This window comes from Pseudomonas sp. B414 (genome assembly GCF_055408445.1).
The window spans coordinates 25,609-46,658 of record NZ_JBUZTQ010000028.1 but is presented as its reverse complement, the minus strand read 5'-3'; the positions used below and the strand labels follow the sequence as shown (position 1 = coordinate 46,658).

Genomic DNA, 21,050 nt, shown 5'->3' with positions numbered 1-21,050 from the left:
AATGTCATCAACAAACAAGATCGTCGTAAGTGGTGTCCCGCTTCAGTTCAACCAAGAGGAACTTGATAATAGAGTAGCTGCCCACCAGTTTGCATATACTCAAACCAGCCTGAGCTGTATTACAGTGAGAGGGAGCCACCCCAAGGAATTCTTTCAGAACATAATTGACCGAGCTGCTGAAGGGTTCAGTTTGACAGACTATCCTAGCTCACTCAGTCCAATGGACTATTCGATTTCAATGCGTAAGCCTGAAGCTTTGCAGGCTGATGACTTACTTCAGATTACTAATGATGTGAAGGCTAAATACCGGCTGGAGCTTGAGACATCTCATGAGTCTTACAAGAAGTTATTGTTTGAGCAGCTTGTACAAACAGAGGAGCTGAAACAGCAAAAGGCTCAACAAGCGACTAGGGACAAACTACTGGCGAGACTGCAAAAAGAAGCCGATGGTTGTTACCAGCCGCTCAACTTTCCTGAGTAAGAGTTTCAGTAAGCACGGCAGTATCAGGCTTTAAAGCAGGGCATAACGACCCTGCTAGATCCTCAGATTACACGTACAGACGTGCTCTGGTGCCGATGCCTGCGGGCTCCTCCTCTCAGGTGGTTACACACACTCTCTGTTCCTTCCTAAAATGGCGATTTACCGTCATACTACGGAAAACCACCTAAAATCCTCACCTAAAAACTCCGCCTTGAATCTGCCAGCCCCAGCCTTTACTGGCGGGCGTTTGCTAGATTCTGTGGGGTCGCACAAAAAGCATGAGCTGAGATGCAGTATAGGTATACATGAACAAGGACTGAAAATTGAGCGAATCCCCATCAGACAGAACGGTGCGACAGTACCTAAAATTCCACTTGAGCACCCAGTGGCGTTACCAGCACACCCTCTTCTACGCCACCCCAGAAGACAGCGTTGGTCTTTTAACGGAGCAAGTGCGATTCAAGGAAGCCCTGAGGAAGCATGTACCAGATCAGCCCTTCCTTTGCCGCATCCAGTTGCTGGATAAAGATGGGGTGCAAGCCATCTTGGTCATTTACACAACTGGCAAGGTTCATGGACTCACTGAGCTGGCTTGTAAAACATTCAAGCAACCAATGAACACTCTCGGTCGTGGCTTGCCTGATAGTCGCCGTGATGGCGCTGCTGCCACAATCAAACGTGAACCAGCTCACAACCTTGCAGAGTTCTTTGAGAAGCCTTCAGTGCGCCGCTGGAGCGTCCTAAACAAGCCACTGATTGATCCCACCCTCCAGTACAAGGCGAGCTGAAAAGCTCTTCCTAAAACACGCCTACATATAGGTGTAGAACACCCATTATATAGAAAGAACAATAAGACCAGAGCAAGAACATCGCTGGCGCTCTGTTCCCACTACAGCATGACTTACATTAAAGCCATTCTTGCTTAGAGAAACTCATTAGAAGAGTTCCAAATCTGGTGAAATACCAGCCTGACACGAACACGGTGGATATCAGTCAGGGGCCACAATGTGCCTAAGTACAATTGTGGCACCTTCGACATCGGGCGACTCATGGATCTCCGTCTGGAGTTTCAGTCCTAGAACATCATGCGGCTCGTACATCCTCAAATGCCCGATCTCCTCTCCTGTCTGACTACGTGAATACTTGCCCGAAAAAGCCAAAGGTCTAGATTCCTCGGTACGCAGGAGACTCCCCGTGAATCTTAGGAGAGCTATTGCTACTGGGCCTTGGGCTGTATCCAACACATGACTGTCGTTGAGGGTCACATCGAAGGAAATTGGCAACGCAGGCCCATTGACTTGTAACCCCTCCAAAAGCTCCGGATGGCGATCCAAGGTGTTTTTGAAAATGGAAAGAGGAGTTACTTCATCATTTGTTGCGAGCTCACGAAGCACCTGATTAGCCTGATCGCGCTGCATCGCCTCTGCCAAGCTATCCATTGTATGAGTGGCTGGAGTCGTATTCACACCAAACTCAACCCTTTGCAGATTAAGTAGGTCAGTTCGGTGCATCATGCCCACCAGCTCAGGCCAGCTCTTAAATTCAGCACAGGAGAGCTCCCTGAATTCACGAGTATCAATACCCAACTTCGACGCCAGCTCCAAGGCAGGACGACTAAAGCCAGTCGTAGATACCGCTGTCACTTTGGACAGATTGTATCTATGCCGCCTACCGTAGAGCTGCTCAATCCATGATGCAGGAGCCGGTCCAGCGGATGGCCGATCTCTGCACTCGATAAGCCAGGTAAGATCAATCGTACCGACCTTACCTTTGAGCAGGATATCAAGCTCACCACCAGTTCCTCCTGCCTCGCTTTTACGAAGCACTCTTGGTGTTATTGTCCAACCCTCTGGAAGTCGCAGACTCTCGATGTAGGTCACGATGCTTTCCAATTTACGGCCATCGTTTCTCTTCCGACTAACCATTGAATGCCTGCCTTCCTGAGATTTAAGAGTTCCCAAAGCATACACCGAAGAGCAACGAGAGAAGCCGCATGTACACCGCTGCTCTCCATTTTACGCTGTCCACTTAACAACCCCAGCATGACCTCCGCTACAGCCTCCTTGGCTATACCGCCAGTCACAACATTGGAATTCAGCCTTCCCTGAATTCCAGCGCAAGCAAACCAAACCTCAGTCAGCAATCACCCACTATCGAAGTACTCTACCTAAACGGTAGTGCGATAGACGGTGGCAAATAACTATCAGATAGCTATTGTGCAAGGCTATTCGATAGGATTATCATTTGTCTATCGATCAGATAGCCAAAAGGAAATCAGCAATGAACGCCCACCTTTACCTCAGAGCCTCCACCAAAGACCAAGACGCCAACCGCGCCAAGGTGGCCCTTGAGGCATTCGCTATTGAGAAGGGGCTGACCATTACTGGCGTGTACGCCGAGAACATCAGCGGAACCAAACTCAACCGTCCTGAGCTGCTTTCCTTGCTCGATACTGCCGAGAGTGGTGACGTGTTGTTGGTTGAGTCTGTTGACCGTCTGAGTCGCCTCTCCCAAGCTGACTGGGACACGCTCAAGGCGACTATCAAGTCTAAGGGGTTGCGTCTTGTTGTTGCAGATTTACCCACGAGTCACATGCTGGTTGAAGCGAAAGGAATCACCGGGCAAATCATGGACGTGATCAACAACATGCTGATCGACCTGATGGCAACCATGGCACGACTGGATCAAGAGAAGCGTGTGGAGCGCATCAAGCAAGGGTTGGAGAATAAGAAGGCTGCTGATCCTGAATGGAAGCCAGCAGGCAAAGGCAGGAACGCCGCCAAGTGGGAAAAGGTCAAGTCACTGATGCAGAAACATCCAAAGATGTCTGCTGATGAAATTGCCAAACTGGCTGGATGCGGTGTCGCCACCGTGTATCGAATCAAGAAAGAGACAGCGTAAGGCCCCTGCGCCCATCTAGCCTCGATAAGGCCTAGGTAAGGGGTCAACCTAGGTTAGATGACGAACGTCGCTCCTAGTGTGCACAGCAGAGGGATCAACGGGATTTTGCCGAATACCTGAGCTGCCAGCCGCCCAGATTGAGGTACTTGTTCGACAAGGTTCCTATCCCACCAAGGATTCCCCACCACCAGATACCCAAGCTGATTGGAAAGTGGCGACTGGAAAAATATTTGGGATGGCTAGAGTAGTAGAAATGAGTAGTAGAATCGAAAAGCAAAAAGCCCCGTAACTCATTGAATTACGGGGCTTTTCTATGTATGGCGGAGAGATAGGGATTCGAACCCTAGGTACTGTCGCCAGTACAACGGATTTCGAATCCGTCCCATTCGGCCACTCTGGCATCTCTCCAACGGCGCGAATCATAGCGCGATTTTTGATTATGGCAAAGCCTTTTTTCAAAAAAATCGCGCTGTATCAGTTGCTTGCGCGCCTTTACTGCTTAAAGCGGGACGCCGAGGCGGTTGGCAACTTCTTCGTAGGCTTCGATTACGTCGCCCAGACCCTGACGGAAGCGGTCTTTGTCCATTTTCTTGCCAGTGGCCTTGTCCCACAGACGGCAGCCGTCCGGGCTGAATTCGTCGCCCAGGACGATGCTGCCGTCGTGGAATACGCCAAATTCAAGCTTGAAGTCCACCAGCAGCAGGCCCGCGTCGTCGAACAGTTTGTTCAGTACGTCGTTGACCTTGAGCGACAATTCTTTCATGCGAACCAGTTGCTCGGCAGTGCCCCAACCAAATGCCACTACGTGGGATTCGTTGATAAACGGGTCGCCCTTGGCGTCGTCCTTGAGGAACAGTTCGAAGGTGTAAGGGTTGAGTTTCATGCCCTCTTCCACACCCAGACGCTTGACCAGGCTGCCGGCCGCGTAGTTACGCACAACGCATTCGACCGGGATCATGTCCAGCTTCTTGACCAGGCATTCGTTGTCGCCCAGCAGTTTGTCGAATTGGGTCGGCACGCCGGCTTCTTCGAGTTTCTGCATGATAAAGGCGTTGAACTTGTTGTTCACCATGCCCTTGCGATCAAGTTGTTCAATACGCTTGCCGTCGAACGCCGAGGTGTCGTTGCGAAACAGCAGGATCAAGCGGTTTTCGTCGTCGGTCTTGTAAACCGATTTCGCTTTACCGCGATAGAGTTCTTCACGTTTTTCCATGATGGGCTCCGCATGCTAAGTAGGTGGGCTAGGCGATTGTGCGCCAGTCGAGCCCTGAATCTTGATCGGCCAGTTGCAGCCAGTCCGGGTCGCACCCAAGGGTGTCGACAAAACATTGCCGGGCCAGCTGCGGCAGGTTGTTCTTGCTGCTGAGGTGGGCCAACACCAGGTGTTGCAGGTCTTGCCAGCCCAACTCGGCCACCAGGCTTGCGGCCTGGTGGTTGTTCAAATGTCCTTCCTGGCCGCCTACCCGCTGCTTGAGAAAAGCGGGGTAGTGACCACGGGCAAGCAGGTCGCGGCAGTGGTTGGCCTCGATCATCAGTGCATCCAGGCCGCTGTAGCTGTCCAGCACGCCAGCACAATACGAACCCAGATCGGTCAGCAAGCCAAAACGCCGCTTGCCGTCACTGAACACATATTGGGTAGGCTCCTGGGCATCATGGGCAACCAGGGTCACGCTGATGCTCAACGCGCCGATCTGCAGCGTCTCACCACCTGCCACAAAACCGGCAGGCTCCAGGGGTTTGCGCATCCCGCGCTGTGTGCCACGACTCATATACACCGGCAAATTGTAGCGCCGAGACAGCAAACCCACGCCATGCACGTGATCGGCATGTTCGTGGGTTACCAGAATTGCGCTCAATTGGTGCGCGCTAACGCCCAACCGGGCCAGGCGACGCTCGGTTTCTCGCAACGAGAAACCGCAATCGACCAGTACATAGGTGCTGTCGCTGGCTATCAGCGTGCCATTCCCTTGGCTACCACTGCCGAGAACGGCAAAACGCATAGAATCAGCCCAGGTTGTCTTGAATCACGCCCAACACTTTGCGCGCCACTTCTGGCGGGGCAACGGTGTTGATGTTTTCTTCGACAGTCACCTGCACGCTATCACCGACCTTGCTCAGGCGAACCTGGTAGCGCTGGGCACGGGCCTCAACTTCTTCCTTGTTCGGCTTGCTGGCGAAGAGACCGGAGAAGAAACCAGGTTTCTCGTCCTTTTTCTCGGCTTTTTCGGCAAGGTTGATGTAGTACAGGCCCAATGTGCGGTTGATGTCTTCAACGCGCCATTCGCCCTGTTCAAGCGCACGGCCGACACCGGACCAGGCACGGTCGAGGTCTTCGGTCAGGGTCAGCACCGGGTTACCGCTGCCGTCTTCGCTCAGGGTCACACGTGCCGGGGTGTCGAAATCACGCGCAGCCAGCAACGACACCGAACCGCCCTTCTCGGCGTTACGGCTCATGCTGATCAGCATTTCATCAACCAGGGCTGCATCCAGACCGGTGTTGACCGAGCGGTTACCGAAGTCGACGTTGGCAGTGCTGCCCGCCGGGCGGTTGGCGCTGACAACGTAGACTTCACTGGTGTTGCGCTGCACACCCGGCTCGATGCGCACCCGCAGGCGGGTCTCGCTGTCGGCGGCCAGGCCGCTGCTGCCAATGTGACGGGCCATCGGCGCCGAAAGCTCGTCAGCACGCTGCCAGCTCGTGGTGAACTCGCCGGTTTGCGGGCGTTGTTCATCGATGCGGAAGCCGTTGTCCTGGAAGAACTGCATCGCTACCGGCCACACTTCTGACGGGGAACGCTGCGCCATCACCCAACGGCTGTCGCCGCTTTTTTGCAGGCTGAAGTCGCTGGCGCTGGCGGTAACCGCCAATGGCTGCGGACGCGGCACTTGAAACTCGCCAGTGACGGTGTCGTCGGGTACGTTGCTCGGGATCGGCAACAGCGGCACAAGGCGCTTGTCAGTCTGGACACCTGGCGGCAACTGCATCGGAGCGGTTTGACGCGCTTCCAGATAATCGCTGCCACGGTCACGGAAGTACCCGTCTTGACCCCACAGCCAACCGCAGCCGCTGGTGCTCGAAATAATCACGGCTAGTGCGGAAAGTCCGGCCAATCGCTTCATGCGTAGTGCTTCCTCAATTAAACCAAAACACCGGACTGGCGCATTGCCTGACGCAGCGGTTCGTGGCAAGGCTCGCTGAGCCAGGTGAGTGGCAGACGGATACCGTCCGACATCAAGCCCATCTCGCTCAGAGCCCATTTCACGGGGATAGGGTTGGATTCGATAAACAGGGTTTTATTGAGCGGCATCAGCTTTTCGTGGATCGCACGGGCAGTGACGGCATCGCCACGCATCGCAGCGGCGCACAGGTCGCTCATGTCACGCGGGGCAACGTTGGCGGTTACCGAGATATTGCCCTTGCCGCCGAGCAGGATCAGCTCGACTGCCGTGGCGTCGTCGCCGGAGTACACCAGGAAGTCATCGCTCACGCCTGCCAGGATGGCCGGTACGCGCGTCAGGTCGCCGGTGGCTTCCTTGATGCCGATGATGTTCGGCACGGTGGAAAGGCGAATGACGGTAGCCGGCAGCATGTCGCAGGCGGTACGGCCCGGAACGTTGTAAAGGATCTGCGGGATATCGACAGCTTCGGCGATGGCCTTGAAGTGCTGATACAAGCCTTCCTGGGTCGGCTTGTTGTAATACGGTGTCACCAGCAGACATGCATCGGCGCCAGCGGCCTTTGCATTGGTGGTGAGTTCGATCGCTTCACGCGTCGAGTTGGCGCCCGTACCGGCGATCACCGGAATGCGCCCTGCAACCTGCTTGACGACATGACGAATCACTTCAATGTGTTCGTTCACATCCAGAGTTGCCGATTCACCTGTAGTGCCAACGGCAACAATGGCGTTGGTGCCCTCTTGCAGGTGAAAGTCCACCAGTTTGCTCAGAGCGTCCCAATCAAGACGACCTTGTGCATCCATAGGTGTGACCAGTGCCACCATACTGCCCGCAATCATGCAACCGCTCCTGCCGGAAAAAGAGAGCCGTAATGGTACTGGCGCCATGACCCTTGCACAAGCAACAGCTCGCCCGATGAGCATTCCCCTTAGCGTTGCTTTTCGCTACCCTTCACCCTTTGATTGGTACTGATGTGTGCGCAAGTCTGTTTCACAGGCTTTCAGCAAGCGCCAAAAGCCCCGCCCAAACGCCGCCGAGCGCGGTTTGCAGAGCCTGCAAACCGCCTGAAACGCTGTATTGACGGGCTTCTGATGTTCAAGTGTTACCTGATATTCAACTTGCCTGCCATCGACCGTACTGACCGCTCATCGTTTTAGGAAGGCTGCATGTCCACCCCCACAGTCCGCGAACAATTCCTTGTCATCAGTGCCCTTGGCGCCAACCCAATGGAGCTGACTAACGTCCTGTGTCGCGCCAGCCATGAAAATCGCTGCGCCGTCGTGACCTCGCGCCTGACTCGCCATGGCGAATGCAGTGCGCTGGTCCTGGAGATTACCGGTAGCTGGGACGCCCTGGCGCGCCTTGAAGCAGGCCTGCCTGCGCTGGCGAAAAAGCACGCGTTCAGCGTCAATGTAGTGCGCAGTGCCGCCCTGGAAACCCGCCCGCAAGCCTTGCCTTATGTGGCCTACGTGAGTTCGGCCTACCGCTCGGACATTATCAACGAGCTGTGCCAGTTTTTTATGGACCACAACGTTGAGCTGGAAAACCTGACATGCGACACCTATCAGGCCCCACAGACCGGCGGCACCATGCTCAATGCCACGTTTACCGTGACCTTGCCGGCTGGCGTACAAATCAGCTGGTTGCGTGACCAGTTCCTGGACTTCGCCGACGCGCTGAACCTGGATGCACTGATCGAACCGTGGCGCCCACAGAACCCGATGTAAGGAAACCGACTCAATGGCTGTTGCAATTGACCAACCCGTAGACGATTTCCAGATCCCGGCAACGAGTGAAAAAACCATCAGCCTGTCGCAGCTCAAGGGCAAGCAGGTAGTGATCTACTTCTACCCCAAGGACAGCACGCCGGGCTGCACCACCGAGGGTCAGGGCTTTCGCGACCATTACGCCGATTTCCAGGCGGCTAACACCGAAGTGTTCGGCGTGTCCCGCGACAGCCTCAAGTCCCATGAGAACTTCAAGGCCAAGCAGGCGTTTCCGTTTGAGTTGCTGAGCGACAAGGACGAAGCCCTGTGCCAGCTGTTTGACGTGATCAAGCTGAAAAAGCTGTATGGCAAGGAATACCTGGGCGTTGACCGCAGCACCTTCCTGATCGACAAGGACGGCGTATTGCGTCACGAATGGCGCGGCGTGAAAGTGCCGGGGCATGTCGAGGCAGTGCTGGAGCAGGCCAGGGCGCTGCATAACGGCTGACGCTATCTGCTCAATACCTTTGTGAGAGCTGGCTTACCAGCGATACAGACTGCTCGATGGATCTGAACAATCGTGTCGAAGCAATCGCTGGCAAGCCAGACTCCCACAGTATTTAAGGCATTCTCAGAGTTACTGACGCACCAGCCGCACATTCTGGAACTCGACCGCTTCAGTGCTGCGGTACGGGTTGATATCCAGCCCGCCACGGCGCACATAGCGCGCATACACAGTCAACTTCTCGGGTTTGAGCAAACGCTGCAGGTCGAGGAAGATCCGCTCCACACACTGTTCGTGGAAGTCCGAATGCTGGCGAAAGCTCACCAGATACGCCAGCAAACTGGCGTGGTCCAGCGCCGCACCACGGTATTCGACCACCACAGTGCCCCAGTCCGGCTGACTGGTAACCGGGCAGTTGGATTTGAGCAAGTGGCTGTAGACACTTTCCTCAAGCACCTGCGAATCATCACACTTGAGCAATTCAGGACGCGGCTGCGCATAATCGCTGACCGTGATATCCAGATCATCAATGCACACACCCGGCAAAACGCCTACGCCATCCGCCTGAAAATCATCCAGGCTGCGTACGCGCACGCTGACAGGCTTGCCCGAAGCAGCTGACAGATCCGCCTGCAATGTGGCTTCAAGGCTTGGGGTATCGGCAAACACGCTCTGGTTCAGCGAGTTCAAGTACAACTTGAAGGACTTGGACTCGACGATATTCGGCGAATCGGCGGCAAAGCAGAACTCGGCAATGGCCACCACCGGCTTGCCCGATGGCAACAGCCAAGACAGTTCGAAGCAGGTCCAGAAATCCACCCCGACATAGGGCAGGGTTTCGGCGCTCAGGCCCAGCTCTGCCCATTTGGCCGCACGCGGGATCGGGAACAGCAAGGACGGGGTGTAGGTGCTGATGTATTCACTGGACTTGCCCAGCGGGGAATGTTCGGCGGCGGGATGCATGAGGAAAACCTGGCTAGAAAAACCCGGTAATTCTATCGGGTTTAAGCCAGGCTTTCAGCGTTCACAGACGATCAGGGCGTTTTAAGGCGCAACTTTGACCTTGCCGACCATGCCGGCCTGGTAGTGGCCGGGCACATTGCAGGCGAACTCAAGGTTGTCAGCCCTGGTGAAAGTCCAGGTCAACTCGGCGGTTTTGCCCGGCTCGACCAGCACACTGTTGGGGTCGTCGTGCTTCATGCCCGGCATATCCATCGAACCGTGGCCCATGGCCGAATGATCCATGCCGCCTTTGCTCATGCCGGTTGGGGTGAGCATGCCGCTTTGCTGCATTTCGAGCATTTCTTTCTGATGGGCCGCGTGCATCGCCGCATTGCCCAGATTGAATTCGTGCAGCAGCTGGCCTTTGTTGATCAGTACAAAGCGCACGGTCTCACCGGCCTTCACGTCCAGCGACTTGGGGGTGAAGGCCATATCGGTCATGTCGATCTCCACCGTGCGGGTAGCACTGGCCGCCGGTGCGGGCTGGCCGAAATCGTAATGCCCGACAGGCGATGCAAGAGCCGGCAAACTCAGGGCCAATAAACAGCCTGCGAGCGACAAACGGAAACCTAAGGTCATACTTACTCCCAGAAACTAAAGATCAGGCTTGTCACTACTCTAAAACCCCGGTACTGGCATTCAACTGACAGTAAGATTACAACTTTGTCAGCTTGGCCCTACCTCAAGTACAGCAGGGTATAAGGCTGAAGTTAATTTTTACGATGAGTCGATCATGAAACTGCTGATTGTCGAAGACCAGATCAAAACCGGGCAGTATTTGCGTCAGGGCTTGAGCGAGGCCGGGTTCACCACCGAACTGGCGGCCGATGGCATTACCGGGCAACACCTGGCATTGACCGGCGATTATTCGCTGCTGATTCTCGACGTCATGTTGCCCGGTCGCGATGGCTGGCAAATCCTGCAAGCCGTGCGTGGCGCAGGGCTGAGCATACCAGTGCTGTTTCTGACCGCCCGCGATGCCGTGGACGACCGCGTCCACGGCCTGGAGCTGGGGGCTGATGATTATCTGGTCAAGCCGTTCGCCTTTTCCGAGCTGCTGGCACGGGTGCGCAGCCTGCTGCGCCGTGGTAGCAACACACCACAGGAAACCAGCCTGCAACTGGCCGATCTGCGCCTGGACCTGATCCGCCGCCGTGCCGAGCGCAACGGTCAGCGTATTGACCTCACCGCCAAAGAATTTTCCCTGCTGGAACTGCTGCTGCGCCGCCAGGGCGAAGTACTGCCCAAGTCCCTGATCGCTTCACAGGTGTGGGACATGAACTTTGACAGCGACACCAACGTGATCGAAGTGGCGATTCGCCGCCTGCGCCTGAAAATCGACGACAACCACGAACAAAAGCTGATCCACACCGTACGCGGCATGGGCTACGTACTTGAGGAGCGCAGCAGTTGATGCGCCGCCTGTCCTTGAGCAGTCGTCTGGCCCTGCTGTTTGCCGGTTGTACCGCCGTGGTGTCGCTGTTTGCCGGGGTGCTGTTCGGGCGGGCCAGTGAAGTGCACTTTGTCGAACTCGACCAGCAACTGATGGAAAGCCGCCTGGCAGTCCTGCGCAGCACACTGCAAGGGGCCGATACCCTGGAAAGCTTCACCCTGCGCTTGCCGACGCTATTACAGGATCTGGCCCACCAGCCGGAACTTGCAGTGCGGGTGCGCGGCCCGGACGGGCATCTGTGGTTTGACAGCTCGCCGCGCCTGCCCCTGGCGCTTGAAACCCGGCCGGGACTGGGCAGCCTGCAGATCAACGGTACCGATTACCGGGTTCTGGTACCGCAGAACGACAACGCAAATGCACCTCATCTGACACTGCTACTGGATATCACCCACCACCAGCACTTTCTGCAACGCATGCAGCGACTGATATGGATGACTGTCGGCCTCTCAGCGCTGGCTACGGCGATTCTCGGCGCCTGGGCGGCCCGTAGCGGCTTGCGCCCCTTGCGCCGCATGAGCGCGATTGCAGCCAGCGTTTCGGCTGACTCCCTCAACGCCCGCCTGCCCCAGGAACAAATGCCTGCCGAACTGGCCGACCTGGCCACGGCCTTTAACGCCATGCTTGGGCGGCTGGACGATTCGTTCCAACGATTGTCGGCATTCTCCGCCGATATTGCCCATGAGCTGCGCACGCCGCTGTCCAATCTGCTGACCCATACCCAGGTGACCCTGACCCGACCGCGGGGCATCGAGGAGTATCGCGAAGCGCTGCACAGCAACCTCGAGGAGCTGCAATGGATGGCGCAGTTGGTCAACGACATGCTGTATCTGGCCAAGGCTGACCACGGCCTGCTCACCCCGCGCCGCGAGCCGCTGGAGCTGGGCCATGAAGTGGAGGCACTGCTGGAGTTTTACGCGATGCTGGCTGAGGACTCGCAGATTGAGCTGAGCCGTGAGGGCAGCGCGCAGATTGCCGGCGACCGCAGCATGCTGCGCCGCGCCCTCTCCAACCTGCTGGATAATGCATTGCGCTACACGCCGGCAGGTGGCGCAATCAGGGTACTGATTGAGGCTTTGCCGAGCAGCGTAAGCATCAGCATCGAGAACACGGGTCCGGGGATTCCTGCAGAACTGCTGCCACGCCTGTTTGACCGGTTTTACCGGGCTGATCCGGCGCGGCGCGAAGGCAGCAGTGAACATGCTGGATTGGGGCTGGCGATCACCCAGTCGATCATTCGCGCCCATGGCGGGCAGATTCGCTGTGAGTCGCAGGCAGGGATCACGCGGTTTGTGATTGACCTGCCGAATAATACTTGAGCCCGCTCACACAAATAAGGGTAAGGACGACGATACTCAGGAATAGCGCAAAGCATGTGCAGGCTGGATTTTCGCCGCCCGATACGCCGGATACAGCGTGGCCAGGAAGCTCAGCACAAAACCCGCACCGCAGATCAATGCCACATCGCCACCTTGCAACTCTGACGGCAAGTTACTGACGAAATACACGTCGGAACTGAAGATATGCTGCCCGGTGACCCGCTCCATCCAGCCCACCAGTTCGCTGACATTGAGCGCCGCAATCACCCCCAGCACGCCACCGATCAAGGTGCCGACGATACCGATCACCGTGCCCTGCACCATAAAAATGGCCATGATTTGCCGCGGCGTCGCGCCAATGGTGCGCAAGATCGCGATATCCGCACCCTTGTCGTTCACCACCATGATCAAGGTGGCAATGATATTGAACGCCGCCACGGCCACGATCATCAGCAGCAACAGACCGATCATGGTTTTTTCCATTTTCATGGCACTGAACAGGCTGCCCTGGGTATGGGTCCAGTCGTCCGCCTTGTATTGCGCCCCGAGGCCCGCAGCAACCTGTTGCGAAACTTGCGGTGCCGCATACAGATCCTTGACTGCCAGGCGCACGCTTTGCACCTGGTTTTCATCCCAGTGTTGAATGGCGGCAGCATCGGCCATATGGATCAGGCCCATGGTGCCATCCAGTTCAGCCCCGACCTTGAAGATGCCCACCACATTCAAACGCTGCAAGCGCGGGGTAATCCCCCCCGGCGCAGTGCTGGCCTCGGGCACGATCAGAGTAATCTTGTCACCCACTGCCAGACGAAAACGCCGCGCCGTCAGATCACCCAGCACCACGCCGAACTCGCCGGGTTTCAGCTCCTCAAGGCTGCCCTGCACAATGTGCTGGGTGACGATCGACACCTTGCCTTCCTGCGCCGGATCAATACCGCTGATCTGGATCGGCTGCATCGACCCCTTGAATGACAGCATGCCGTCCAGTTCGGTAAACGGTACGGCGGCCGTGACTTCAGGGTTTTTCATTGCCGCCTCGGCCACCGGGCGCCAGTCATCGATCGGCTTGACGCCAACGATGGTCGCATGGGGCACCATGCCGAGGATGCGGTTACTCATTTCACGCTGAAAACCGTTCATCACCGACAACACCACGATCATCGCCAGCACACCGAGGGCGAGGCCGATCATCGATGTCATGGAGATAAACGAAACAAAACGATTGCGGCGCTTGGCGCGGGTATAGCGCGTGCCGATAAAAATCGATAACGGTCTGAACATTCGCGGGCACCGTATAAAAATTGAAGACCCGACGCCCGCTGGCAGGCGCCGGGTACTAGCCGATCAGATCGTGGTCAGGCGACCTTCCTGAAGGTGCAGCACGCGATCCATCTGGCGGGCCAGGTTCATGTCGTGGGTCACCACCAGGAACGCCGTGCGCATCGAGGTGCTGAGTTCCAGCATCAAATCCTGAATGCCCTGGGCAGTGTGCGAATCAAGGTTGCCGGTCGGCTCGTCGAGCATCACCAGCCCCGGCTTGTTGACCAGGGCACGGGCAATCGCCACACGCTGACGCTCACCACCTGACAGTTCCGACGGTTTGTGCTCCAGGCGATGGCCCAGACCGACACGGGTCAACAACGCAGTGGCTCGCTCACGGGCCTCGGGGATCGCCGTCTTGCCGATCAACAGCGGCATGCAGACGTTTTCCAGCGCAGTGAACTCGGGCAGCAAGTGGTGGAACTGGTAGACGAAACCCAGCGAGCGGTTACGCAGCAGGCCACGGGCCTTTTCACCCAGTGCCGACAACTCTTCACCTGCCAGCCACACGCTGCCGGAGGTTGGGGTATCAAGGCCGCCGAGCAAGTTGAGCAAGGTACTTTTGCCCGAGCCCGAGGTGCCGACAATCGCTACCCGCTCACCGGGGTGCAGCTCAAGCTGCAGGCCCGACAGCACAACCACCGATTCCGGGCCTTCCTCGTAGGACTTGCCCAGGTCGCGGCAACTCAACACTGCTTGTTCTTTCATGCCCAACTCACTCATAACGAAGCGCCTGCGCAGGCTGGGTGCGCGCAGCACGCCAGGCCGGGTACAAGGTCGCGAGGAAACTCAGAAGCAATGCCGCACCGCACACCATCAACACGTCCTGCGCCTGCAATTGCGACGGCAGGTAGTCGATGAAATACACGTCGGCATTGAGAAACTTATGCCCGATCAGGCCTTCAAGGGCCGAGATCGCGGCGCTGACATTCAGCGCGGCAAGCATCCCGACCACCGCACCGATGGCGGTGCCGACCACACCGATCACGGTGCCTTGCACCATAAAGGTGGCCATGATCGTGCCCGGCGTCGCCCCCAGGGTACGCAGGATGGCGATATCGCCCTTCTTGTCATTGACCACCATCACCAGCGTGGAAATGATGTTGAAGGCGGCAACGGCCACAATCAGTAACAGCAGCAGGCCGATCATGGCTTTTTCCATACGGATGGCCTGATACAGGTTGCCGTGGGTACGGGTCCAGTCGCGAGCGTAATACTGACTCTCGCCCAGCTGCTGGGCGATTTCCCAGGCGGTACGCGGCGCCTCGAACAGGTCATCGAACTTCAGCCGCAGGCCCTGTACCTGATCGGGTTTCCAGCGCTGCAAACGCGCCAGATCCTGCAGGTTGGTGATGCCCAGATAGCCATCAATTTCACCGGCGCCAACATGGAAGATGCCCTGCACGGTAAACCGCTTCATGCGCGGAAACATGCCCGCCGGGGTCACGGTGACTTCGGGTGCAACAAAGGTCAGTTTGTCGCCCACCGCCACACCGAGCTTTTTCGCCGCCTTGTCGCCGATGATGATGCCGAAGCTGCCAGGGGTCAGCGAATCGAGCTGGCCCTGCTGCATGAATCGATCAATGATCGAGACATTGCGCTCCTGCGCCGGGTCGATGGCATTGAGCAGGACTTTCTGCACATTGCCATCATGGGTCAGCAAACCCTGCATCTGGGTAAATGGCGCAACCGCCTCCACCTTGGGGTTTTGCTTGACCCTGGCGGCCAGGCCTTGCCAGTCACTGATCGGCTGATCACCAACGATGGTCGCGTGGGGCACCATGCCCAGCACGCGGGTACGCATCTCATGATCGAAGCCGTTCATCACCGACAGCACCACAATCATCACGACCACGCCAAGGGCAAGTCCGATCATTGAAGTCAGAGAAATGAACGACACAAAATGATTGCGGCGCTTTGCACGGGTATAACGCGTGCCGATAAATAAAGAGAGAGGTCTGAACATGTCGGGGCTTGTTCGAGGGAAAAGAAGACGTCCTTGTGGCGGGGCCTGATAAGCAGCTTTACACTCAGACCACAGCCGCCATCATGGGTTCGCCATGTCGACATTAAATGACGCAGATCGCCGCGAATACTACCGTATCGAGGATATGATCGCACTGGAAATAACCCCGCTATCGGCCCCCGAAGCCGCGAGCGACGAAGTGTTGCAGGATGCGTCGCCGTTATTCAATTTGCTCAGTGAACTGCACCTGAGTGAATTCGAGTCCCAGCACCTGTTGCGCCAGATCAGCGAACGCGACCGCACGCTTTCCAGCTACCTGAAAACCTTGAACAAACGTGTCGAGCTGCTGAGCCAGATCGTTGCCCAAACGGTACTCGGCAAGATCGGCGAATTGCAGCCGGTACAGCTGTCTGAAGGCGGCATCGAGTTTCATCACCCCCACGCCTGCACACCGGGCAGCCACCTCTCAATCAAGCTGGTGCTGATGCCGCAAGCTCTGGGTTTGCTGCTGCGTGCCCGAGTCATCGACTGCGTGGCACAAGATGACGACTACCGAATCAACACCGAATTTGAAGCCCTTACCGACACGCAGCGCCAACTGCTGGCGCGCTACATTTTGCAAAAACAGGCTCAGGCACGCCGCCTGGCCCGCGAACAAAACGAACCCGCGGCCGAGTAAACACTCAGGCTGTGATCGCGACAGACAAGGAGCAATTGTGACCCTGATTTATGGCCATCGCGGCGCCAAAGGCGAAGCACCGGAAAACACCCTTGCCAGCTTCGAGCAATGCCTCAAGCATGGCGTTCGTCGCTGTGAACTCGACCTGCATCTGTCCAGAGATGGCGAGTTGATGGTGATCCACGACCCTACCCTCAAGCGCACCACCGACCGACGCGGCAAGGTAATCGAGCACACCGCCGCTGACCTGACGACCTACGACGCACGCAAGGGCGGCCCGGGCTGGGTGCACCCCTGCCCGATCCCGCGCCTTGAAGAACTGTTTGAGAAGTGCGATTTCGAGCACTGGCAGCTGGAAGTCAAAAGCGCTTCGCGTACCCGTGCGGCAACAACCGTACTGGCCATTCGCGAGATGGCGGTACGTCACGGCATCATGGACAAGGTCACCGTGACCTCAAGTTCCCGTGAAGTGCTCAAGGCTGCGCTGGAATTGACCCCGGATCTGTCCCGTGGACTGGTCGCCGAATATGCCTGGCTCGACCCGATCAAGGTCGCCCGGAACTATGGCTGCGAGATGTTGGCGCTGAACTGGACACTCTGCACACCGGAACGCCTGGAAAAGGCCCAGCGCCAGGGTTTGCATGTGTCGGTATGGACAGTCAACGAACCTGCGCTGATGCGCAGGCTCGCCGACTTCGGCGTAGATAGCCTGATTACAGACTTTCCCGGTTTGGCCACTGCCACCCTCGGGAATGGCTGAAATCGGTCTCCCCGGCCGGCTCAGGCCACCGGCCGGAGCCGCTCAAAAAAGCCGGTTAAGACCGTCGTAAGCAGCTACCCGATAGGCTTCAGCCATGGTCGGGTAGTTGAACGTGGTGTTGACGAAGTACTTCAGGGTATTGAGTTCACCCGGCTGGTTCATGATCGCCTGGCCGATATGCACGATCTCTGACGCCTGATAACCGAAGCAGTGAACGCCCAGCACTTGCAGGGTTTCACGGTGGAACAGGATTTTCAGCATGCCCTGGGGCTCACCGGCAATCTGTGCCCGAGCCATGCTCTTGAAGAATGCCTTGCCCACTTCATAAGGCACTTTGGCCTGGGTCAGTTCCTGCTCGTTCTTGCCGATCGAGCTGATCTCCGGAATGGTGTAGATCCCGGTTGGCACGTCATTGACAAAGCGCCAGCTGCCATTGTCGACGATGCTGCCAGCGGCCGAACGCCCCTGGTCATGGGCAGCACTGGCCAGGCTTGGCCAGCCGATCACATCGCCTGCGGCATAGATGTTCGGCACGGTGGTGCGGTAGTTCTCATCCACAGTGATCTGGCCACGGCCATTGGCCTTGATGCCGATGTTTTCCAGACCCAGCTGATCGGTGTTGCCGGTACGGCCATTGCACCAGAGCAAGGCGTCCGCCTTGATCTTCTTACCCGACTTGAGGTGCAGGATCACGCCGTTTTCAACGCCCTCAACCCGCTCGTACTCTTCGTTGTGACGCACGGTGATGTTGTTGTTGCTGAAGTGATAGCTCAGCGCTTGCGAGATCTCGGAATCGAGGAAGCTCAACAGTTGCTCGCGGTTGTCCACCAGTTCGACCAACACCCCCAGGCCGCTGAAGATCGATGCGTATTCGCAACCGATCACGCCAGCGCCGTAAACAATCAATTTGCGCGGGGTGTGGCCCAGGCTGAGGATGGTGTCGCTATCGTAGATACGCGAGTGGCTGAAATCGATATCGGCCGGGCGATAAGGACGCGAGCCAGTGGCCACGATGATCTGCTTGGCCATCAGGGTTTCGACAACACCGTTGGCGCAGACCACTTCGATGGTTTGCTCGTCAGTGAAGCTGCCGGTGCCGAAGAACAGGTCGATACGGTTGCGCGCATAGTAGCCCGTGCGCGAAGCGACCTGCTTGGAGATGACCTTTTCTGCGCTCTTCAGAACGTCGGGGAACGAGAACCAGCGCGGCTCACCAATGGCCCGGAACATCGGGTTGGTGTTGAACTGCATGATCTGGCGAACCGAGTGACGCAGGGCTTTGGACGGGATGGTGCCCAAGTGCGTGCAGTTGCCACCGACCTGACGCCGGCTATCGACCATCGCGACCTTGCGCCCTGCTTTAGCGGCGTTCATTGCCGCACCTTCTCCTGCCGGGCCGGAACCCAGTACCACTACGTCGTAGTTGTAGACAGCCATGCGTACTCCTCAGAACAGGCCGTGGCACCGCTTTGGGCACCTACGGCTAAATCATGTCGCGGCCAGCGCCATGAAGGATCAAAACGTGGGGCACAGTCTATAGAAGCCTGACCGCCGCGAACATTAACCCTTGGTCTGGTCGTTGGCTATTTTTGTGTTCACTACATCAAAATCAGAATCTGACATAACCTCTATCAACCCACCGATCAGAGCCCACCACCATGCGCCAGTTGTTGATCGTTCTTGTGTTGCTGTACAGCGCCACCAGCCTGGCAGACGACTCCGCACAGTTAAAGGAAGCCAACTTCGACGCCCAGGTACGAGCCGGCGCACAGCCAATGGAGCGCAAGGGCCAGATCGTACTGACCTATCTATGGGCCGATATCTACGCCGCCGCCCTCTACACCCGACCCGGCACCAACCCGCAACAGGCCTTTGACGAACAACGCGACCTGCGCCTTGAACTGTTCTACTTGCGCGATCTTGAACACAGCGATATCACCCAGGCATCTGCCACCATTCTCAAACGCCAGCAATCTGCAACCACCCTGGCCAAGCTCGACGCGCCACTGAAGGAACTGCAAGCCAGCTTCGGTGATATCAAGCGCGGTGATCGCTACGCCCTGGACTACAACCCGCAGCGCGGGCTGAACCTGGAGCGCAATGGCACCGTCATTTTCACTAGCCAGAATCATCAATTGGCCAAAACCTACCTGGGCATCTGGCTTGCCCCCGAAGGCCTGCCCGACAAGCTTCGCCTGGACTTGCTCGCACAAAGGCCCTAGCCCGCCCGTGTAGCGACAACAAATGTTGCCTACATAATTTGTTACACATATGGTTACAAAACTGTTTTGCACCATGGCGCAGGCCATGACCTTGCAGTGTGGACGAGTAAAAACACGGATTACGCATAAAAACAGATAAGAGCGGGTGATTTCTGATGGCCTCCAGTACGGGCAAAGGCAAGGCGATTTTTCGTGTTGTCAGCGGTAACTTCCTAGAGATGTTCGACTTTATGGTCTTCGGCTTTTACGCCACGGCCATTGCCAAAACCTTCTTCCCAAGCGATAGCGCTTTTGCCTCATTGATGCTCGCCCTGGCTACCTTTGGTGCCGGCTTCCTGGCGCGCCCGCTGGGTGCGATTTTTCTCGGTGCCTATATTGACCGTCATGGTCGGCGTAAAGGCCTGATCATCACCCTCGCCCTGATGGCCATGGGCACGGTGCTGATCGCCTGCGTCCCGGGATATGCCACCCTGGGCGTTGCCGCGCCCCTGCTGGTGTTGCTTGGGCGCTTGCTGCAAGGCTTTTCCGCAGGCGTGGAACTGGGCGGCGTGTCGGTGTACCTGGCGGAAATCGCCACACCAGGGCGCAAGGGCTTCTTCGTCAGTTGGCAATCTGCAAGCCAGCAGGCAGCCGTGGTGTTCGCCGGTTTGCTGGGGGTTGGCCTCAACCACTGGTTGAGCCCTGAGGAAATGGGTGAATGGGGCTGGCGCATCCCGTTCCTGCTGGGTTGCATGATCGTACCGGTGATCTTTGTGATTCGCCGCTCGATGGAAGAAACCCCTGAATTCGAAGCACGTAAACATCACCCTACCCTGCGTGAAATCCTGCGTTCAGTCGGCCAGAACTTTGGCCTGGTGCTGGGCGGTATGGCGTTGGTGGTGATGACCACCGTGTCGTTCTACCTGATCACCGCCTATACCCCGACCTTCGGCAAGGCCGAGCTGCACCTGTCGGATTTCGATGCCTTGCTGGTTACGGTATGTATTGGCCTGTCGAACTTCTTCTGGCTGCCGGTCATGGGCTCGCTGTCCGACAAGGTAGGGCGCAAACCGCTGCTGCTGGGGGCAACCATTCTGGCAATTCTGACCGCTTACCCGGCGCTGTCCTGGCTGGTAGCCAACCCGAGTTTCAGTCATCTGCTGATCGTCGAGTTGTGGCTGTCGTTCCTGTACGGCTCGTACAACGGCGCAATGGTGGTGGCCCTGACCGAAATCATGCCGGTTGAAGTGCGCACCACCGGGTTCTCCCTGGCCTACAGCCTGGCGACCGCGACCTTTGGTGGCTTTACTCCTGCAGCCTGTACTTACCTGATCCATGTACTGGACAACAAGGCCGCACCCGGCCTGTGGCTGACCGGTGCTGCGGTGCTGGGCCTGATCGCTACCGTGGTGTTGTTCCGTGGCAATCAGCATCAGTTGCGTGCGGCGCAGGCGGCAGTACCAAGCAACGGTTAAAAGCCGCTTTAACTTGTGGGAGCGGGCTTGCTCGCGATGTAAACGACGCGATCTGGCTGAAAAACCGCGGCGCTCAAATCGCGAGCAAGCCCGCTCCCACAGGGTATG

Annotated in this window: 22 protein-coding genes and 1 tRNA gene; 11 read left to right on the top strand and 12 right to left on the bottom strand. The window is 57.2% G+C overall.

Annotated elements, in window-relative coordinates:
* Position 1: 1 nt before the first annotated feature.
* Both ACZRMH_RS19990 and ACZRMH_RS19985 read left to right on the top strand, forming a co-directional pair.
* Complete coding sequence (locus ACZRMH_RS19990) at positions 2-481, top strand: hypothetical protein (protein ID WP_464014905.1); 480 nt, start codon at positions 2-4, stop codon at positions 479-481.
* 323 nt (positions 482-804) lie between these two features.
* Positions 805-1,269 (top strand): hypothetical protein, encoded by a 465-nt coding sequence (locus tag ACZRMH_RS19985; RefSeq protein ID WP_464014904.1) that lies wholly within the window; start codon positions 805-807, stop codon positions 1,267-1,269.
* Positions 1,270-1,470: 201 nt separating this feature from the next.
* Here the strand turns inward: ACZRMH_RS19985 and ACZRMH_RS19980 are convergent, their stop codons facing one another.
* Positions 1,471-2,361 (bottom strand): hypothetical protein, encoded by an 891-nt coding sequence (locus ACZRMH_RS19980; RefSeq protein ID WP_464014903.1) that lies wholly within the window; start codon positions 2,359-2,361, stop codon positions 1,471-1,473.
* A 400-nt stretch (positions 2,362-2,761) separates the two neighbouring features.
* Here ACZRMH_RS19980 and ACZRMH_RS19975 point away from each other — a divergent pair, with 400 nt between their 5' ends.
* Positions 2,762-3,382, top strand: coding sequence for a recombinase family protein (locus ACZRMH_RS19975; RefSeq protein ID WP_464014902.1), 621 nt, complete (start codon positions 2,762-2,764; stop codon positions 3,380-3,382).
* Positions 3,383-3,700: 318 nt separating this feature from the next.
* Here ACZRMH_RS19975 and ACZRMH_RS19970 read toward each other — a convergent pair.
* From ACZRMH_RS19970 to dapA, 5 genes are all read right to left on the bottom strand, one after another.
* Positions 3,701-3,790: transfer RNA gene (locus ACZRMH_RS19970), tRNA-Ser, on the bottom strand.
* Positions 3,791-3,881: 91 nt separating this feature from the next.
* Positions 3,882-4,595, bottom strand: coding sequence for a phosphoribosylaminoimidazolesuccinocarboxamide synthase (gene purC, locus ACZRMH_RS19965; protein ID WP_019410660.1), 714 nt, complete (start codon positions 4,593-4,595; stop codon positions 3,882-3,884).
* Between the two features lie 28 nt (positions 4,596-4,623).
* Complete coding sequence (locus ACZRMH_RS19960; protein ID WP_464014901.1) at positions 4,624-5,382, bottom strand: MBL fold metallo-hydrolase; 759 nt, start codon at positions 5,380-5,382, stop codon at positions 4,624-4,626.
* Between the two features lie 4 nt (positions 5,383-5,386).
* A complete protein-coding gene (gene bamC / locus ACZRMH_RS19955; protein WP_464014900.1) occupies positions 5,387-6,502 on the bottom strand; it encodes an outer membrane protein assembly factor BamC in 1,116 nt (371 codons plus the stop codon).
* A gap of 17 nt (positions 6,503-6,519) precedes the next feature.
* On the bottom strand, positions 6,520-7,398 hold the full coding sequence (dapA, locus tag ACZRMH_RS19950; RefSeq protein WP_464014899.1) for a 4-hydroxy-tetrahydrodipicolinate synthase: 879 nt from the start codon (positions 7,396-7,398) through the stop codon (positions 6,520-6,522).
* Positions 7,399-7,725: 327 nt separating this feature from the next.
* Here dapA and ACZRMH_RS19945 point away from each other — a divergent pair, with 327 nt between their 5' ends.
* Positions 7,726-8,286 (top strand): glycine cleavage system transcriptional repressor, encoded by a 561-nt coding sequence (locus ACZRMH_RS19945; protein WP_019410656.1) that lies wholly within the window; start codon positions 7,726-7,728, stop codon positions 8,284-8,286.
* A 13-nt stretch (positions 8,287-8,299) separates the two neighbouring features.
* On the top strand, positions 8,300-8,773 hold the full coding sequence (locus tag ACZRMH_RS19940; RefSeq protein WP_464014898.1) for a peroxiredoxin: 474 nt from the start codon (positions 8,300-8,302) through the stop codon (positions 8,771-8,773).
* A 129-nt stretch (positions 8,774-8,902) separates the two neighbouring features.
* Here the strand turns inward: ACZRMH_RS19940 and queF are convergent, their stop codons facing one another.
* Together queF and copI are read right to left on the bottom strand one after the other, a co-directional pair.
* A complete protein-coding gene (queF, locus tag ACZRMH_RS19935) occupies positions 8,903-9,733 on the bottom strand; it encodes an NADPH-dependent 7-cyano-7-deazaguanine reductase QueF (RefSeq protein WP_464014897.1) in 831 nt (276 codons plus the stop codon).
* Positions 9,734-9,814: 81 nt separating this feature from the next.
* The gene (gene copI, locus ACZRMH_RS19930) at positions 9,815-10,351 is read right to left on the bottom strand and encodes a copper-resistant cuproprotein CopI (RefSeq protein ID WP_464014896.1); all 537 of its coding nucleotides are present in this window, start codon (positions 10,349-10,351) and stop codon (positions 9,815-9,817) included.
* 154 nt (positions 10,352-10,505) lie between these two features.
* Between copI and ACZRMH_RS19925 the strand changes: the two genes are divergently transcribed.
* Together ACZRMH_RS19925 and ACZRMH_RS19920 are read left to right on the top strand one after the other, a co-directional pair.
* The gene (locus ACZRMH_RS19925; RefSeq protein ID WP_464014895.1) at positions 10,506-11,186 is read left to right on the top strand and encodes a heavy metal response regulator transcription factor; all 681 of its coding nucleotides are present in this window, start codon (positions 10,506-10,508) and stop codon (positions 11,184-11,186) included.
* Entirely contained in the window at positions 11,186-12,541 is a 1,356-nt protein-coding gene (locus tag ACZRMH_RS19920) for a heavy metal sensor histidine kinase (protein WP_464014894.1), read from the top strand. The genes ACZRMH_RS19925 and ACZRMH_RS19920 overlap by 1 nt, the downstream gene beginning before the upstream one ends.
* A gap of 36 nt (positions 12,542-12,577) precedes the next feature.
* On the opposite strand, the gene ACZRMH_RS19915 is transcribed toward ACZRMH_RS19920, so the two are convergent.
* From ACZRMH_RS19915 to ACZRMH_RS19905, 3 genes are all read right to left on the bottom strand, one after another.
* Positions 12,578-13,822: a lipoprotein-releasing ABC transporter permease subunit gene (locus tag ACZRMH_RS19915; RefSeq protein WP_464014893.1), complete on the bottom strand. Its 1,245-nt coding sequence runs from the start codon at positions 13,820-13,822 to the stop codon at positions 12,578-12,580.
* A 63-nt stretch (positions 13,823-13,885) separates the two neighbouring features.
* Entirely contained in the window at positions 13,886-14,569 is a 684-nt protein-coding gene (lolD, locus tag ACZRMH_RS19910) for a lipoprotein-releasing ABC transporter ATP-binding protein LolD (RefSeq protein WP_464014892.1), read from the bottom strand.
* Positions 14,570-14,576: 7 nt separating this feature from the next.
* A complete protein-coding gene (locus ACZRMH_RS19905) occupies positions 14,577-15,827 on the bottom strand; it encodes a lipoprotein-releasing ABC transporter permease subunit (protein ID WP_464014891.1) in 1,251 nt (416 codons plus the stop codon).
* A gap of 94 nt (positions 15,828-15,921) precedes the next feature.
* Here ACZRMH_RS19905 and ACZRMH_RS19900 point away from each other — a divergent pair, with 94 nt between their 5' ends.
* Together ACZRMH_RS19900 and ACZRMH_RS19895 are read left to right on the top strand one after the other, a co-directional pair.
* Complete coding sequence (locus tag ACZRMH_RS19900) at positions 15,922-16,506, top strand: PilZ domain-containing protein (RefSeq protein WP_464014890.1); 585 nt, start codon at positions 15,922-15,924, stop codon at positions 16,504-16,506.
* Between the two features lie 37 nt (positions 16,507-16,543).
* The gene (locus ACZRMH_RS19895) at positions 16,544-17,266 is read left to right on the top strand and encodes a glycerophosphodiester phosphodiesterase (RefSeq protein ID WP_464014889.1); all 723 of its coding nucleotides are present in this window, start codon (positions 16,544-16,546) and stop codon (positions 17,264-17,266) included.
* A gap of 42 nt (positions 17,267-17,308) precedes the next feature.
* On the opposite strand, the gene sthA is transcribed toward ACZRMH_RS19895, so the two are convergent.
* Positions 17,309-18,703: a Si-specific NAD(P)(+) transhydrogenase gene (sthA, locus tag ACZRMH_RS19890; RefSeq protein WP_464014888.1), complete on the bottom strand. Its 1,395-nt coding sequence runs from the start codon at positions 18,701-18,703 to the stop codon at positions 17,309-17,311.
* 221 nt (positions 18,704-18,924) lie between these two features.
* Here sthA and ACZRMH_RS19885 point away from each other — a divergent pair, with 221 nt between their 5' ends.
* Both ACZRMH_RS19885 and tcuC read left to right on the top strand, forming a co-directional pair.
* Complete coding sequence (locus ACZRMH_RS19885) at positions 18,925-19,488, top strand: chalcone isomerase family protein (RefSeq protein ID WP_464014887.1); 564 nt, start codon at positions 18,925-18,927, stop codon at positions 19,486-19,488.
* Between the two features lie 155 nt (positions 19,489-19,643).
* A complete protein-coding gene (gene tcuC, locus ACZRMH_RS19880; RefSeq protein WP_464014886.1) occupies positions 19,644-20,942 on the top strand; it encodes a tricarballylate/proton symporter TcuC in 1,299 nt (432 codons plus the stop codon).
* Positions 20,943-21,050 lie beyond the last annotated feature (108 nt).